Origin of the sequence: Streptomyces sp. NPDC016459, assembly GCF_040632845.1 — a bacterium.
GTDB lineage: Bacteria > Actinomycetota > Actinomycetes > Streptomycetales > Streptomycetaceae > Streptomyces.
In genome coordinates, this window is record NZ_JBEYCR010000015.1 from 73354 (window position 1) to 86984 (window position 13631).

The 13631-nt window shown below is 71.9% G+C and carries 13 protein-coding genes; 2 read left to right on the top strand and 11 right to left on the bottom strand.

The annotated features are described in order from the left end of the window. Positions 1-29: 29 nt before the first annotated feature. The 6 genes from rplS to ABZ567_RS27420 all read right to left on the bottom strand — a co-directional run bounded on the left by rplS (position 30) and on the right by ABZ567_RS27420 (position 3454). Positions 30-380: a 50S ribosomal protein L19 gene (rplS, locus tag ABZ567_RS27395; RefSeq protein ID WP_015036473.1), complete on the bottom strand. Its 351-nt coding sequence runs from the start codon at positions 378-380 to the stop codon at positions 30-32. A gap of 130 nt (positions 381-510) precedes the next feature. After that, on the bottom strand, positions 511-1332 hold the full coding sequence (trmD, locus tag ABZ567_RS27400; RefSeq protein WP_360794497.1) for a tRNA (guanosine(37)-N1)-methyltransferase TrmD: 822 nt from the start codon (positions 1330-1332) through the stop codon (positions 511-513). After that, a complete protein-coding gene (rimM, locus tag ABZ567_RS27405; protein WP_360794499.1) occupies positions 1329-1886 on the bottom strand; it encodes a ribosome maturation factor RimM in 558 nt (185 codons plus the stop codon). Before rimM ends, trmD begins: the two co-directional genes overlap by 4 nt. A gap of 117 nt (positions 1887-2003) precedes the next feature. After that, positions 2004-2243: an RNA-binding protein gene (locus ABZ567_RS27410; protein ID WP_014048589.1), complete on the bottom strand. Its 240-nt coding sequence runs from the start codon at positions 2241-2243 to the stop codon at positions 2004-2006. A gap of 2 nt (positions 2244-2245) precedes the next feature. Next, positions 2246-2689, bottom strand: a complete 444-nt coding sequence (gene rpsP, locus ABZ567_RS27415; RefSeq protein ID WP_030206380.1) for a 30S ribosomal protein S16 — start codon at positions 2687-2689, stop codon at positions 2246-2248. 171 nt (positions 2690-2860) lie between these two features. Beyond that, complete coding sequence (locus ABZ567_RS27420; protein ID WP_024755886.1) at positions 2861-3454, bottom strand: hypothetical protein; 594 nt, start codon at positions 3452-3454, stop codon at positions 2861-2863. Between the two features lie 375 nt (positions 3455-3829). Here ABZ567_RS27420 and ABZ567_RS27425 point away from each other — a divergent pair, with 375 nt between their 5' ends. Then, a complete protein-coding gene (locus ABZ567_RS27425; protein ID WP_360794502.1) occupies positions 3830-4555 on the top strand; it encodes a methyltransferase domain-containing protein in 726 nt (241 codons plus the stop codon). 354 nt (positions 4556-4909) lie between these two features. Here ABZ567_RS27425 and ffh read toward each other — a convergent pair whose 3' ends face one another. The 5 genes from ffh to ABZ567_RS27450 all read right to left on the bottom strand — a co-directional run bounded on the left by ffh (position 4910) and on the right by ABZ567_RS27450 (position 12533). Beyond that, complete coding sequence (gene ffh, locus ABZ567_RS27430) at positions 4910-6463, bottom strand: signal recognition particle protein (protein WP_360794504.1); 1554 nt, start codon at positions 6461-6463, stop codon at positions 4910-4912. 118 nt (positions 6464-6581) lie between these two features. Continuing rightward, positions 6582-9029: a [protein-PII] uridylyltransferase gene (locus ABZ567_RS27435; protein WP_360794506.1), complete on the bottom strand. Its 2448-nt coding sequence runs from the start codon at positions 9027-9029 to the stop codon at positions 6582-6584. 20 nt (positions 9030-9049) lie between these two features. Then, positions 9050-9388 (bottom strand): P-II family nitrogen regulator, encoded by a 339-nt coding sequence (locus ABZ567_RS27440; protein ID WP_015036464.1) that lies wholly within the window; start codon positions 9386-9388, stop codon positions 9050-9052. Beyond that, on the bottom strand, positions 9385-10728 hold the full coding sequence (locus ABZ567_RS27445) for an ammonium transporter (protein ID WP_360794509.1): 1344 nt from the start codon (positions 10726-10728) through the stop codon (positions 9385-9387). Before ABZ567_RS27445 ends, ABZ567_RS27440 begins: the two co-directional genes overlap by 4 nt. Positions 10729-11057: 329 nt before the next feature. Next, positions 11058-12533, bottom strand: a complete 1476-nt coding sequence (locus tag ABZ567_RS27450; RefSeq protein ID WP_360794511.1) for a hypothetical protein — start codon at positions 12531-12533, stop codon at positions 11058-11060. 426 nt (positions 12534-12959) lie between these two features. On the opposite strand from ABZ567_RS27450, the gene ABZ567_RS27455 reads away from it, so the two are divergent. Beyond that, positions 12960-13622: a bifunctional DNA primase/polymerase gene (locus ABZ567_RS27455; protein ID WP_360794513.1), complete on the top strand. Its 663-nt coding sequence runs from the start codon at positions 12960-12962 to the stop codon at positions 13620-13622. Positions 13623-13631: the final 9 nt, after the last annotated feature.

Consider the following 13631-nt stretch of genomic DNA (forward strand, 5'->3'; position numbering starts at 1 on the left):
GAAGCGCAGCGCGTGCCGGGAGCCGGAGCTCAGCGGTCGCGCTTCTCCTTGATCTTGGCGGCCTTGCCGCGCAGCTCACGCAGGTAGTAGAGCTTGGCGCGACGGACGTCACCGCGGGTCACGAGCTCGATCTTCTCGAAGATCGGGCTGTTCACCGGGAAGGTGCGCTCGACGCCGACGGAGAACGAGACCTTGCGGACCGTGAAGGTCTCGCTGACGCCCGAGCCCTGGCGACGGATGACGACGCCCTTGAACTGCTGGATACGGGAGCGGTTGCCCTCGATGACGCGAACGTGGACGTTCACGGTGTCGCCGGGGCGGAAGGCGGGGAGGTCGGAGCGGAGCGAACCCGCGTTGACCTGGTCGAGCAGGGAGGCCATGGAGGTCTCTTTCCTCGCTGATGCCACAGGTCATCAGCGGTACGTTTCGTGGAAGATCCGGAGCGTCGTCCGCTCCTGGCGGCGTCGTTCCCCCTGTGGCAGGGGCGCGCGCCGGACGGACGACAGCGGCCTATTGTTCCACGTCGTCGAGCCTGCGCCAAAATCGGCCGCCGGGCTCGGGCGCCCAGCCCATCATCGAGAGGATCTCGCGGTCCTTCTTGTCGAAGGCGGCCGGGTCGCAGCGCTCGATGAGATCCGGTCGATGGGCCGCGGTGCGCCGGAAGGCCTCGTCGCGCCGCCAGCGGGCGATCTTGCCGTGGTGCCCGCTGAGCAGGACGTCGGGGATGCCCCGTCCGCGCCACTCGGGGGGCTTGGTGTAGACGGGGCCCTCCAGGAGGTTGGCCATGGCCCCGGGGGCGAAGGAGTCGTCCCGGTGCGACTCGGCGTTGCCGAGGACACCGGGGAGCAGGCGGGCGACGGCCTCCGTGACGACGAGGACGGCGGCCTCTCCCCCGGCCAGGACGTAGTCGCCGATGGACACCTCGTAGACCGGCATCCGGGTCGCGTACTCGTCCATGACACGGCGGTCGATGCCCTCGTAACGCGCGGGCGTGAAGATCAGCCAGGGCCGCTCGGACAGCTCGACGGCCAGCTCCTGGGTGAAGGGGCGGCCGCTCGGGGTGGGGACGACGAGGACCGGGCCGTGGGCGCCGCCCTCGTAGCCGTCGGCGAGCGTCTGGTCGAGCGCCTCACCCCAGGGGTCGGTCTTCATGACCATGCCGGGACCGCCGCCGTACGGGGTGTCGTCGACGGTGTTGTGCCGGTCGTGGGTCCAGTCGCGCAGGTCGTGGACGTGGACGTCCAGCTGCCCCCGCGCGCGGGCCTTGCCGACCAGGGAGACGTTCAGCGGTTCGAGGTACTCGGGGAAGATCGTGACGACGTCGAGCCTCATGCGTCGTCACCCGGTTCGGCGTCCCGGGAGGAGACGATCTCGGCGCGGTCGTCGATGAGGCCGGGCGGTGGGTCGATGACGGCCCGCTGCTCCTCCAGGTCGATCTCGGTGACGATCTCCGAGACGAACGGGATCATCAGCTCGGTGCCGTCGGGACACTCCACGATGAAGAGGTCCTGGGACGGCAGGTGGGAGATCTCGGTGATCCGGCCGATCTCGGTGCCGTCGACGAGGACGACGTCGAGGTCCATCAGCTGATGGTCGTAGTACTCGTCCTCCTCCTCGGGCATCTCCGTGGGGTCGACGTCGGCGATGAGGAGGGTGTTGCGCAGGGCCTCGGCGCCGGTGCGGTCACGGACGCCCTCGAATCGCAGCAACAGCCGACCGCTGTGCACCCGGCCGGTCTCGATGGTCAGCGGCCCGATCGCGGCCGGGTCGGTGCGCAGTACGGCACCGGGACCGAGCCTGAGCTCGGGCTCGTCCGTCCGAACCTCGACGGTGACCTCGCCCTTGATGCCGTGGGCGCGGCCGATCCGCGCGACTACCAACTGCACTGCTCCACACTCTCCTGTCACCAGCTCGTACGACGGAAACGACAACGGGCCGGGGCGGGCTCGTAAGCCCTCCCCGGCCCGTGCCGGCACATCATTCAACCGATGTGGCCGACCTGCTCAGCGAACCTGGTCCACGTCGACGAGGTCGACGCGGATCCCACGGCCGCCGATGGCGCCCACGACGGTACGCAGCGCACGCGCGGTGCGGCCGTTACGGCCGATCACCTTGCCGAGGTCTTCCGGGTGGACCCGGACCTCCAGCACGCGGCCACGGCGCAGGTCGCGCGAGGCGACCTGCACATCGTCGGGGTTGTCGACGATGCCCTTCACGAGGTGCTCGAGAGCCTCCTCGAGCATGCTCAGGCCTCGGTCGACTCGGTCGACGCGGCCTCGGCCTCGTCAGCCTTCTTGTCGGCCTTCTTGGCCTTCGGGGTGATGGCCTCACCCTTGTCGTCGCCGCTCTCGAGGGTCTTCGCGAACTCGTCGAACGAGGCGCGCTTCGCCTCCTTCGTCGCCGGGACGAGCAGAGCCTTCTCGGGGGCCGGCAGGCCCTTGGCCTTCTGCCAGTCACCGGTGAGCTTCAGGATGGCGAGAACCGGCTCGGTCGGCTGCGCGCCGACGGACAGCCAGTACTGCGCACGCTCGGAGTCGACCTCGATACGCGACGGGTTGTACGTCGGGTGGTAGAGGCCGATCTCCTCGATCGCGCGACCGTCCCGGCGGGTGCGGGAGTCGGCGACGACGATGCGGTAGTGGGGCTGACGGATCTTGCCGAGGCGCTTGAGCTTGATCTTGACTGCCACTGAAGTGGTGTCTCCTGGTCTTGACGTGGTTGGGCACTTTGAGATGCCACGTGGGGTTGCGGTACTCGGATGCCCGATGGACGCGTCAGCCGGAGGAGAGAGGGGTCCTGTGCGACTGTCGAGTACAGCTAGCCATTGTGCCACACGCCGACGAGGCACCGACCCCGAGGTTCAGCTGGCGGCGCCCACCGTCTCCGGGATGCGGAACGGCTTGCCGCAGCCGCCGCAGACGATCGGGGCCTGGGCGAGCACCGAGGGCACCACGCGCACGTTCCGCCCGCAGTCGCAGACCGCCTTGACGCGCACGCCGCCGCCCGAGGACCCGTGCCGCGCGGCCGGTCCGCGGAACGAGCGCTTGGTGTCGGCCGCCGTGGCCACCGTGTGGGCCTTGAGGGCGCGCTGGAGCCGCTCGATGGTGGGCCGGTAGCGACGCCTCGCCTCGGGGTTGAGCGTGACCAGGGAGAAGCCGCTGCTGGCGTGCGGCTCCTCGGGGTGGTCGAGGCCCATCTCCTCGGCGATCGCGAGGAATCTGCGGTTGTGGTAGCGGCCGGCCCTGGAGGTGTCGCGGACACCTCGGGCGGCGGCGATGCCGTGGACTGCCTCGTGGAGCAGCCGTTCGAAGGAGAGCTCGGCGCCGCAGGCGGACGAGGACTCTCCGATCAGGGACTCTGGCGCGGCAAGGTCGGGCAGCTCGGGGTGGTGCCGCTGAATGTCGGCCCACGCCTGTGCCAGCTCTGCGGCGAGAACAGGTGGTGTCGTGCTCACGTCGGGTACAACGAGCCGGATCCCTTCCGGGTTCCATTACGGGGCATCCCAAATAATTTGCACGTACCAGTCAGTTGCCGTTGATGCGTGCGGACGCGGGCCAGTGCGCCGATCTGCGGAGAAGCCACGCAGGGAGCGTCAAGCCGGTGCGTAGTGGCGCATACGCCCCGGCGCCTGACCGCGGTGCGCGCGCCCCCCGAGGGGGCCCGCTGCCGCCCGGGAGGATCGCGAGGACACTACCGGGTCTCCGGGCGGGACGGGGCACCGCCCCTCCCCCGGGCGAATCGGTGCGGTGCGAGCACTGGACGCGGCCCGGGATGCGCAGTTCCCTGACTACGGGGGCTGTCGTCCGAGCACGGATTGGGGCACTTTTCCATGACACCTACGCTCGTCCCGCACCACCCCGCGCGTGACTGGGCCGAGATCCAGGAACGGATGCTCGTACCGCTCTACGAAGCGGTGTACGAGCGCCTCGCCGTGGGCGCCGGTTCGCGGGTGCTCGGCCTCGGCTGCGGCTCCGGTCTGGCGCTCCTGATGGCTGCCGCGCGGGGCGCCCGGGTGGCCGGCGCGGACCGGGACCACGCGCGCGTGGAGCTGGCCAGGGAGCGGTTGCCGGAGGACGTCACGGTCACGGAGGAGCCTCCGCGGGCCGGCCCGTACGACGTCGTCACGGCCTTCCACGCCACCGACGGGATCCTCCCGGAGCTACGGGCGCTCACCCGTTCGGCGCAACCGGGCGCGGCCGTCGTACTCGCCGGGTGGGGCCCGCCGGAGCGGTGCGCCACGGAGCCGGTGCTGCGGGTCGCGGCCCGTCTCGCGGAACGCCCCTCGTCGGTGAGGGCGGACCTGGACGGCCTGGTGGCGGAGGCGGGGCTGCGTCCGGACGGATCGGGGCAGGTGGCCTGCCCGTTCGGGTACGCGAGCGAGGGCAGCGCGGTGCGCGGGCTGCTGTCGACGGGCGCGTTCGACCAGGCGCTCGGGGAGACGGATCCCTCGCAGGTGACGAAGGAGATCGAGGAGGCCCTGGCCCCCTACGTGCGGGCGGACGGGACGGTCTGGATGCCGAACGTCTTCCGGTACGTGATCGCCCGGGTGCCGTAGGAAGCGGGGGCCGCCGGGGGCGGGGGGGCCGGTCGGTCGTCCTGCCCTCGTGGGGAACGCGCCGGCCGCCTGCCGGGCTTCGCTCGTGCGAGGCCCGGCACCCGGGGCCACGCCATCCGCCGGCCCGGGGCGGGCCCCGTCTCGGGCCGGCGGATCCTCAGACGTCGTGGCTCCCGTCCGGCGTCAGGTCCGACGTCGCCCGAGCACCCCCTCCCGGCGGGTTCGCGAACGTCACCCGGTGCGAAGGGGGTGCGCCGCCCGCTCTCCCGTCGGCCCGGCGGGCACCCGGACGTGCGAGAAGGGGCCCGGGACGGTGGCGTACCGTCCGGGCCCCTTCTCACGCCGCGACCGGCGTCAGCTCATGAACTTCTTGAACTCGTCCGGGAGCTCGAAGTCCTTGGGGGTCTGGCCCGCCGCCGGGAGACCGAACGCGCCACCCGCCTGGGCCTGCTCGCGGCGCTCGGCCGCGGCCTGCTCCTCGGCCTTCCGCTTCATCGGGTTGCCGCTCTTGCGCTTGCCCTTGGCCTGCTTGATCTGCTTCTTCTGACGACCGGGGCCGCCGCCCATGCCCGGCATGCCCGGCATCCCGGGGAGACCGCCGCCCTGGGCCATCCGGGACATCATCTTGCGGGCCTCGAAGAAGCGCTCGACAAGGCCCTTGACCGCGCTGACCTCGACGCCGGAACCCTTGGCGATACGGGCGCGGCGGGAGCCGTTGATGATGGTCGGGTCATGGCGCTCGCCGGGGGTCATCGACTTGATGATGGCGGCCGTACGGTCGACGTCCCGCTCGTCGATGTTGGCGATCTGCTCCTTCATCTGGCCCATGCCGGGAAGCATCCCGAGCAGCTTCGAGATGGAGCCCATCTTGCGGACCTGCTCCATCTGCGCCAGGAAGTCGTCGAGCGTGAACTCCTGGCCCTTCTTCGAGGCGAGCTTCGAGGCCATCTTGGCGGCCTCGTCCTCGTCGAAGGTCTGCTGGGCCTTCTCGATGAGGGAGAGCATGTCGCCCATGCCGAGGATGCGGGACGCCATGCGGTCCGGGTGGAACGCGTCGAACTCGTCCAGCTTCTCGCCGTTGGAGGCGAACATGATCTGCTTGCCGGTGACGTGCGCGATGGAGAGCGCGGCACCACCGCGGGCGTCGCCGTCGAGCTTGGAGAGCACGACGCCGTCGAAGCCGACGCCGTCGCGGAAGGCCTCCGCGGTGTTGACCGCGTCCTGACCGATCATGGCGTCGACGACGAAGAGGACCTCGTCGGGGCTTACGGCGTCGCGGATGTCCGCGGCCTGCCGCATCAGCTCCTGGTCGATGCCGAGGCGGCCGGCGGTGTCGACGATGACGACGTCGTACATCTTGGTCCGCGCGTACTCGATCGAGTCCTTGGCGACCTGGACCGGGTCACCGACGCCGTTGCCCGGCTGGGGGCCGTAGAAGGCCACGTCGGCGCGGTCGGCGACGACGGAGAGCTGGGTGACGGCGTTGGGGCGCTGGAGGTCGCAGGCGACGAGCAGCGGGGAGTGGCCCTGGCCCTTGAGCCAGAGACCGAGCTTTCCGGCGAGGGTGGTCTTACCGGCGCCCTGGAGACCGGCGAGCATGATCACGGTCGGCGCGGTCTTGGCGAACCGCAGGCGCCGGGTCTCGCCACCGAGGATGGAGACGAGCTCCTCGTTGACGATCTTGATGACCTGCTGGGCCGGGTTCAGGGCCTGGGAGACCTCGGCGCCGGCGGCACGCTCCTTGACCTGCTTGATGAAGGACCGGACGACCGGAAGGGCGACATCCGCTTCGAGCAGCGCGATACGGATCTCGCGCGCGGTGGCGTCGATGTCCGCCTCGGACAGACGGCCCTTGCCGCGGAGGTTCTTGAAGGTCGCTGCAAGGCGGTCGGAGAGGGTATCGAACACGGCGGTCGCGGATCCTCGGTGTCGGGGGCGGTCGGATTGCCCTCCAGGGTATCGGGCCGCTCGAAGTGTGTGCCCCCGCCCGCCGGATCCGGCGCGCGGGGCGGGTCGGGGCGGGGCTTCAGCGGAGCGCCGACTCCAGGGTCCGGGCCAGATCGACCGCCTCCTCGTCGGGGAGGAGGGAGCCGTCGGGCCGGGTCACGTACAGGGTGTCGACGGCGTTGGCGCCGAGCGTGGAGACATGGGCGCTGCGGACGCGTACCGCCGCTCCCTCCAGGGCGCGGCCGACCCGGTGGAGGAGGCCGGGGGCGTCCTGGGCCCGGACCTCGATGACGGTGGCGAGACGGGAGTCGGCGGCGGCGACGGTGACACGGGGCGGCGGGGCGGTGAGGCCGCGTCGGCGCGGGTAGGCGGCCTCGCGTTCGGCGAGGCGGGCGGCGATGTCGAGGGAGCCGTCGAGGGCGCGGACGAGGTCGGCGCGGAGCCGGTGGGCCTGGGGCAGCGAGCCGTACTCGGCGGCGACGCGCCAGTCGAGGACGAGGACGGAGCCGGCGCCGACCTCGGTGGGCAGTTCGATGGCCCGCAGATCGGCGGCGCGGACGGTCAGCCGGTGGAGGGCGAGGACGCCGGCGACGGCGGGCAGGACGCCGGGCTGGTCGGGCAGGGCGATGACGAGTTCGACGCCGACGGGTTCCGGTTCCTCGGGCTCCGCGCCGACCGGTTGGGTGTGGAGGGCGAGGACGGGTTCGCCGGTGCGCAGCGCCTCCATGGCGAGGCGTTCCTGTTCGGCGCTGGGGGCGGCCGCCTCGGGGTCGGGCGGGGTCTCGCCCGCGAGGACGCCCGCCACCCGCTTGACCAGGTCGGCGACGAGGGAGGCGCGCCAGGACGACCAGGCGGCGGGCCCGGTGGCGAGCGCGTCGGCCTCGGTGAGGGCGTGCAGCAGCTCCAGGGTGCCGACGGTGCCGACGGCGGAGGCGACGGCGCGGACGGTGGCGGGGTCGTCGAGGTCGCGCCGGGTGGCGGTCTCGACGAGGAGCAGGTGGTGGCGGACGGCGGTGGCGAGGACGCCGACGTCGGCGCGGTCGAAGCCGATGCGGGTGGCGAGGTCGCGGGCGATGGTCTCGCCGGCGACGGAGTGGTCGCCCGGCCAGCCCTTGCCGATGTCGTGGAGGAGGGCGGCGACGAGGAGGAGGTCGGGGCGGCCGACCCTGCGGGTGAGCGAAGAGGCCCGTACGGCGGTCTCGACGAGGTGGCGGTCGACGGTCCAGGTGTGCACGGGGTTGCGCTGGGGCCGGCAGCGGACGCGTTCCCAGTCGGGGAGCAGCTGGGTGATCAGCCCTTCGGCCTCCAGGGCCTCCCAGACGGGGACGGTGGCCTCACCGGCGCCGAGCAGGGTGACGAGCTCCTCGCGGGCCTCGGCGGGCCAGGGCACGGGCAGGGGCGTGGCGGTGGCCGCGAGGCGGCGTACGGCGTGCAGGGAGATCGGCAGGGCCGACTGGGCGGCCGCGGCGGCGGCCCGCAGGGGCAGCACGGGGTCGCGTTCCGGCCGGGCGGTGCGGGCGAGGACGACCTCGCCGTCCATCTCGACGACGCCCTCGGCGAGCGGGGTGCGTTCGACGGGGGGTTTCGCGACGCTGCCGCGGCCGGTGAGGAGGGCCCGCAGGCGGGGCCGGGCGGAGCGGGCCTTGAGGACGCGGTTGACCTCGCGCCAGGTGACGTCGGTGGCGTACGAGATGGTCCGGGCGGCCTCGTACACCTCGCGGAGCAGGGTGTCGGCGTCGAGGAGACCGAGGTCCAGCGCGACGGCGTCCTGGTCCTGGAGGGCTAGCCGGTCGGTGGCGCGGCCGGTGGTGAGGTGGAGGGCGTCGCGGGCGTCCAGGAGACGGCGACGGGCGGCGTCGAGGCCCTCGCGGGGGGCGTCGGCGAGCCAGGAGGCGGCGACGGCGCGGAGGACCTGGACGTCGCGGAGTCCCCCTCGGGCCTCCTTGAGGTCCGGTTCGAGCAGGAACTGGAGCTCGCCCATGCGATCGGCGCGTTCCCGGCAGAGTTCGTCGAGTTCGGGAAGGCGCTTGGGGGCCTGGTTGCGCCAGTCCGCGAGGATCGTGGTGCGCAGGGCGGCGACGAGGCCGTGGTCTCCGGCGAGGGGCCGCGCGTCGAGGAGGCCGAGGTGGACCTTGAGGTCCTCGCCCGCGGTGGCGCGGGCTTCGGCGGGGGTGCGGACGGAGTGGTCCAGGGCGAGCCCGAGGTCCCAGACGGGGTACCAGATCCGGTCGGCGAGGGCGGCGACCGCCGCCTTGTCGGCACTGCCGTCGTGGAGCAGGAGGAGGTCGAGGTCGCTGCGGGGGGAGAGCTCGGCGCGGCCGTAGCCGCCGACGGCGACGAGGGCGACTCCCCGGGGCGGTGCGGCGGACGTGAAGAGCCCGGTCAGCCAGTCGTCGGTGAGCCGGGCGAGGGCGGCACGGCGCGGCGGCCCGGACCGCTCCTTCTCCTGGAGGAGGAGCAGCCGGGCCGCCGCGTAACCGCCGGGTCCCGAATCTTCGGTCTCTTCGCTGACTTCGAGGCTCGTCACCCGGCGGCTCCTTCGTGTGCTTACAGTGCGTCCGGACCGCGCTCGCCGGTGCGGACCCGTACGGCGGTCTCGACCGGCACGCTCCACACCTTGCCGTCACCGATCTTGCCGGTTCGGGCGGCCTTGACGACGACGTCGATGAGCTGTTCGGCGTCCTCGTCCTCGACGAGGACCTCGATGCGGATCTTGGGCACCAGGTCGACGGTGTACTCGGCGCCCCGGTAGACCTCGGTGTGGCCGCGCTGGCGGCCGTAGCCGCTGGCCTCGGTGACGGTGAGGCCGTGGACGCCGAACGCCTGGAGGGCCTCCTTGATCTCGTCGAGCCGGTGCGGCTTCACGACTGCGGTGATGAGCTTCATGCGTCCACCTTCTTGTTCTCCGTGACGGCCGGGGCGGGGGCGGTGGAGCGCGAGGACGTTCCGCCGCCGGCTCCGCTGAAGTCGTACGCGGTCTCGGCGTGCTCGACCTGGTCGATGCCGGAGACCTCGTCGTCCTCGCTGACCCGCATCCCCATCGTCTTGTCGATGATCAGGGCGAGGATCGCGGAGGCGATCAGAGAGTAGGCCAGGACCGCGAAGACACCGATCGCCTGCTTGCCGAGCTGGTCGAGGCCGCCGCCGTAGAAGAGGCCCTTGACGTCGGACTGGACGCCGCCGGTGGCGAAGAGGCCGACGAGGAGGGAGCCGATGACACCGCCGACGAGGTGGACGCCGATGACGTCGAGGGAGTCGTCGTAGCCGAACTTGTACTTGAGGCCGACGGCCATGGCGCAGACGAGGCCGGCGATGGCGCCGACGGCGATCGCGCCGAGGGGGCTGACGGCTCCGCCGGCCGGGGTGATGGCGACGAGGCCGGCGACGGCGCCGGAGGCGGCGCCGAGGGTGGTGAAGGAGCCGTGGCGGATCTTCTCGTACGCGAGCCAGGCGAGCATGGCGGCGGCGGTGGCGACCTGGGTGTTGACGAACATCACGGCGCCGACGCCGTCGTCGTTGCCGAGCCAGGAGCCGGCGTTGAAGCCGAACCAGCCGAACCAGAGGAGACCGGCGCCGAGCATGACCAGCGGGAGGCTGTGCGGGCGCATCGGGTCCTTCTTGAAGCCGACGCGCTTGCCGATGACGAGGATCACGCCGAGGGCGGCCGCGCCGGCGTTGATGTGGACCGCCGTGCCGCCGGCGAAGTCGATGACGCCCATCTCGAAGAGCCAGCCGCCGGCGCCCCAGACCCAGTGGGCGACGGGGAAGTAGACGACGGTGACCCAGAGGGTGATGAAGAGGGCCCAGGCGGTGAACTTCACGCGGTCGGCGAGGGCGCCGCTGATCAGGGCCGGGGTGAGGATCGCGAACATCAGCTGGAAGACGGCGAAGACGTACACCGGGATGGTGTAGCCGTCCCACAGTTCGGTGACGCCGATGCCGCTGAGGCCGACGTACTCGGAGGACCAGCCGACGATCGAGCCGATGTCGGTGCCGAAGGCGAGGCTGAACCCGAAGAGCACCCACAGGATCGTGACGATCCCCAGGCTGATGAAGCTCATCATCAACATGTTGAGGGTGGACTTGACGCGGACCATGCCTCCGTAGAAGAAGGCGAGTGCCGGGGTCATCAGCATGACCAGGGCGGAGCAGATGAGCATGAACCCGGTGTTGGCGGCGGACAGCTCGGGGGCGTCTGCTGCCAGGGTCATGATGGCTGGTGCCATCGGCGTCTCCTCGTCGTCGGTACGGCCGTGCGGGGCGGGGCCGGAGAGAGCGGGCGGCCGTGAGGGTGGCCGGTTATGGCCCAGAGATTCGCGCAGCGCGGTTTCCGCCGATGCCGCTCGATGTTTCGGAGCGGTGACGAAGGGGTGGGGCGTGTTACGTGACCGTGAACGGCACAGTCACGGGAAGGTAACGGGCGTACCCTCTCCCGGACGGCGGACCGGCCGCGTCGGCCGTCCGTGTGACCTTGCGGCGGGGGAGCCGAGTCGGGCAGTACGGGACGTCCGGCGCGGCCGGGGTCGGGGGGCCCATGGGCGTCGGGCCGGGGGGGTCAGACCGCTTCGGCGGCCTCGGGCAGCAGCTGGGTGAGCCGGTCGGTGAGCTGGACGACCTCGGCCACGTCGCTGTAGTCGCGGGCGGCGTGGTCGACGGTCTTGCGGAGCCGGGTGTTGACCCGCTCGGAGCGGATGCTGCGGGCGACCCCGAGGGCCTTCTCCGCGAGGACGACGGACTGCTCGGGCTCGCGCTTGAGGAGGTGCACGGTGGCCATGCCGATGAGGTTGAGCGCATACGACCGCTGGTGGTCGGGGTCCTTCTCGAAGAGCTGGACGGCCCGCTCCATGACGGGCTCGGCGAGCGAGGCGTACGTCGGGGAGCGCCCGGCGACGTAGGCGAGGTCGCGGTAGGAGTGGGAGTTCTCGCCGTTGAGCTCGGCCTCGGAGAAGAAGCCGATCCAGTCGGGCTCGGGCTCGCCGTCGAGGCCGACGTCCGCGAAGGTGTCCTCGGCCATCCGGACGGCCCGCTTGCACTTGGAGGGCTGCCCCATGTTGGCGTAGGCGCGGGCCTCCATCGCATACAGCATGGCCTGGGTCCGCGCGGTGGCGCAGTCACGACTGCCGTACTGGGCGAGGTGGATGAGTTCGAGGGCGTCGTCGGGCCGGCCGAGGTGGATCATCTGGCGGCTCATCGAGGACAGGATGTACGAGCCGAGGGGCTTGTCGCCGGCTTCCTTGGCGGCGTGCAGGGCGAGCACGAAGTACTTCTGCGCGGTGGGCTGGAGGCCCACGTCGTAGCTCATCCAGCCGGCGAGCTCGGCGAGTTCGGCGGCGCAGGTGAAGAGACGCTTGGCGGTCGCGGCGGGCTGGTGCTCCTGGAGGAGGTCGGTGACCTCGTGGAGCTGGCCGACGACGGCCTTGCGGCGCAGTCCGCCACCGCACTGGGCGTCCCACTTGCGGAACATGGCGGTGGTGGACTCCAGGAGGTCGAGCTCGATCTCGGAGAGCCGGTTGGGGCGGCGGGAGTTGCCGGGGGCGTCGGGCCGCTCGACGTCGCCGACGGGCGTGGGGACGAGCCAGCGCTGCATCGGTTCGATGAGGGCCGGCCCCGCGGCGAGCGACAGGGACGAGCCGAGGAAGCCCCGGCGGGCGAGCATGAGGTCGCTGCGGGAGAACTCGCTGAGCAGGGCGACGGTCTGCGGGCCGGCCCAGGGCAGGTCGACGCCGGAGACGGAGGGCGACTGGTGCGCGGTGCGCAGGCCCAGGTCCTCGACGGCGACGACGGAGCCGAAGCGCTCGGAGAACAGCTCGGAGAGGATGCGCGGGATGGGCTCGCGCGGCTGCTCGCCGTCGAGCCAGCGGCGCACCCGCGAGGTGTCGGTGGAGATGTGGTGCGCGCCCATCTGACGGGCCCTGCGGTTCACCTGCCGGGCCAGTTCGCCCTTGGACCAGCCGCTGCGCACGAACCACGAACCCAGCTGCTCGTTCGGGCGCTTCCCGGCAGTCGTACCGTCTGTGCCGTTGCCGCCCACTGGAACGCCCCCATCCACCTGATTGCCTGTCCTGCGAACCCCTATCAGAATGCCGCGTCCTGCGGCACCCGTCCGGCGTTCGCGCTCCTTCGAACTGGAAACCGGGTTGCCTCCGGCATACCCGCGTGCGCATGCGGTCCCGGGCTTCGAGTACCGAAAGTAATCCCACGATCACCGCTCCACGAGGGTGTTTCAAGAAACGCCACCATTCGCCACCCCTTCGAATGAACTCGCCGCCCGGGGAACGCGATTCACTTGACATGCGACGGACCGGAGTCGGCGGACGGATGCGCGGAGAGGCGCGCGCACCGGCCCGCACCACCCCTCGCACGACCGCGCGACGCCACGCGGCGGCAGACCGTGACGAAGGGTGATGACGGTGCTCCCGGTCGTAACCACCGGCGCGCTCGACCCGTTGGAGGGGACATGGGTTTCACGATCGGCGGCATTCGTGAGATGCGGTCCGGCGCACGCCGCCGCGTACGCACCACGGAGTGCACAGCGGTGGCCGAGTACACAGGACTGTGGGGCTGGGACGTGGTCCCCGGCGCGCGGGCCGTCTCCGGCCAGTGCTCCTGCGGGGATCCGGCGTGTACGGCCCCGGGCGCGCACCCCCTCTCCTTCGCGGAGCCGGTCCCGGCTGGCGCCGGCCTCGACGACGCGGCCAAGGCGTGGTCGGAGTACCCGGGCGCGGCCCTGATGCTGCCGGTGGGCAAGGCCTTCGACGTGATCGAGGTCGCGGAGGCGGCGGGCCGTCTGGCGCTGGTGCGGCTGGAGCGCATGGGGCTGCCGCTGGGCCCGGTGTGCGCGACGCCGACCGGGCGGGCGCGGTTCCTCGTGGCCCCGGGCGCCGCGGCGGAGCTGCCGCAGCTGCTGTACCGGATGGGCTGGGACGACGCCGATCTGGACCTGCACTGTCTGGGGCCCGGCGGTCACATCACCGCTCCCCCGTCGGACCTCGGCGGGCTCGGTCCGGTGCGCTGGCTGCGGCCGCCGACGCTGGACACGGCGGGCGCGCCGCCCCAGGCGCGGCTGTTGCTGGGCACCCTGGCGTACATCTGCCACCGCACGCCCTTCTCGTCCCGCTAGTCCACGCGC

Bases quoted from the DNA above. Each gene is read 5' to 3' on its own strand.
- rplS (WP_015036473.1), bottom strand. From the start codon at position 380: ATGGCCTCCCTGCTCGACCAGGTCAACGCGGGTTCGCTCCGCTCCGAC.
- trmD (WP_360794497.1), bottom strand. From the start codon at position 1,332: ATGAGGCTCGACGTCGTCACGATCTTCCCCGAGTACCTCGAACCGCTG.
- ABZ567_RS27410 (WP_014048589.1), bottom strand. From the start codon at position 2,243: ATGCTCGAGGAGGCTCTCGAGCACCTCGTGAAGGGCATCGTCGACAAC.
- ABZ567_RS27445 (WP_360794509.1), bottom strand. From the start codon at position 10,728: ATGGCACCAGCCATCATGACCCTGGCAGCAGACGCCCCCGAGCTGTCC.
- ABZ567_RS27440 (WP_015036464.1), bottom strand. From the start codon at position 9,388: ATGAAGCTCATCACCGCAGTCGTGAAGCCGCACCGGCTCGACGAGATC.
- ABZ567_RS27425 (WP_360794502.1), top strand. From the start codon at position 3,830: ATGACACCTACGCTCGTCCCGCACCACCCCGCGCGTGACTGGGCCGAG.
- ABZ567_RS27455 (WP_360794513.1), top strand. From the start codon at position 12,960: ATGGGTTTCACGATCGGCGGCATTCGTGAGATGCGGTCCGGCGCACGC.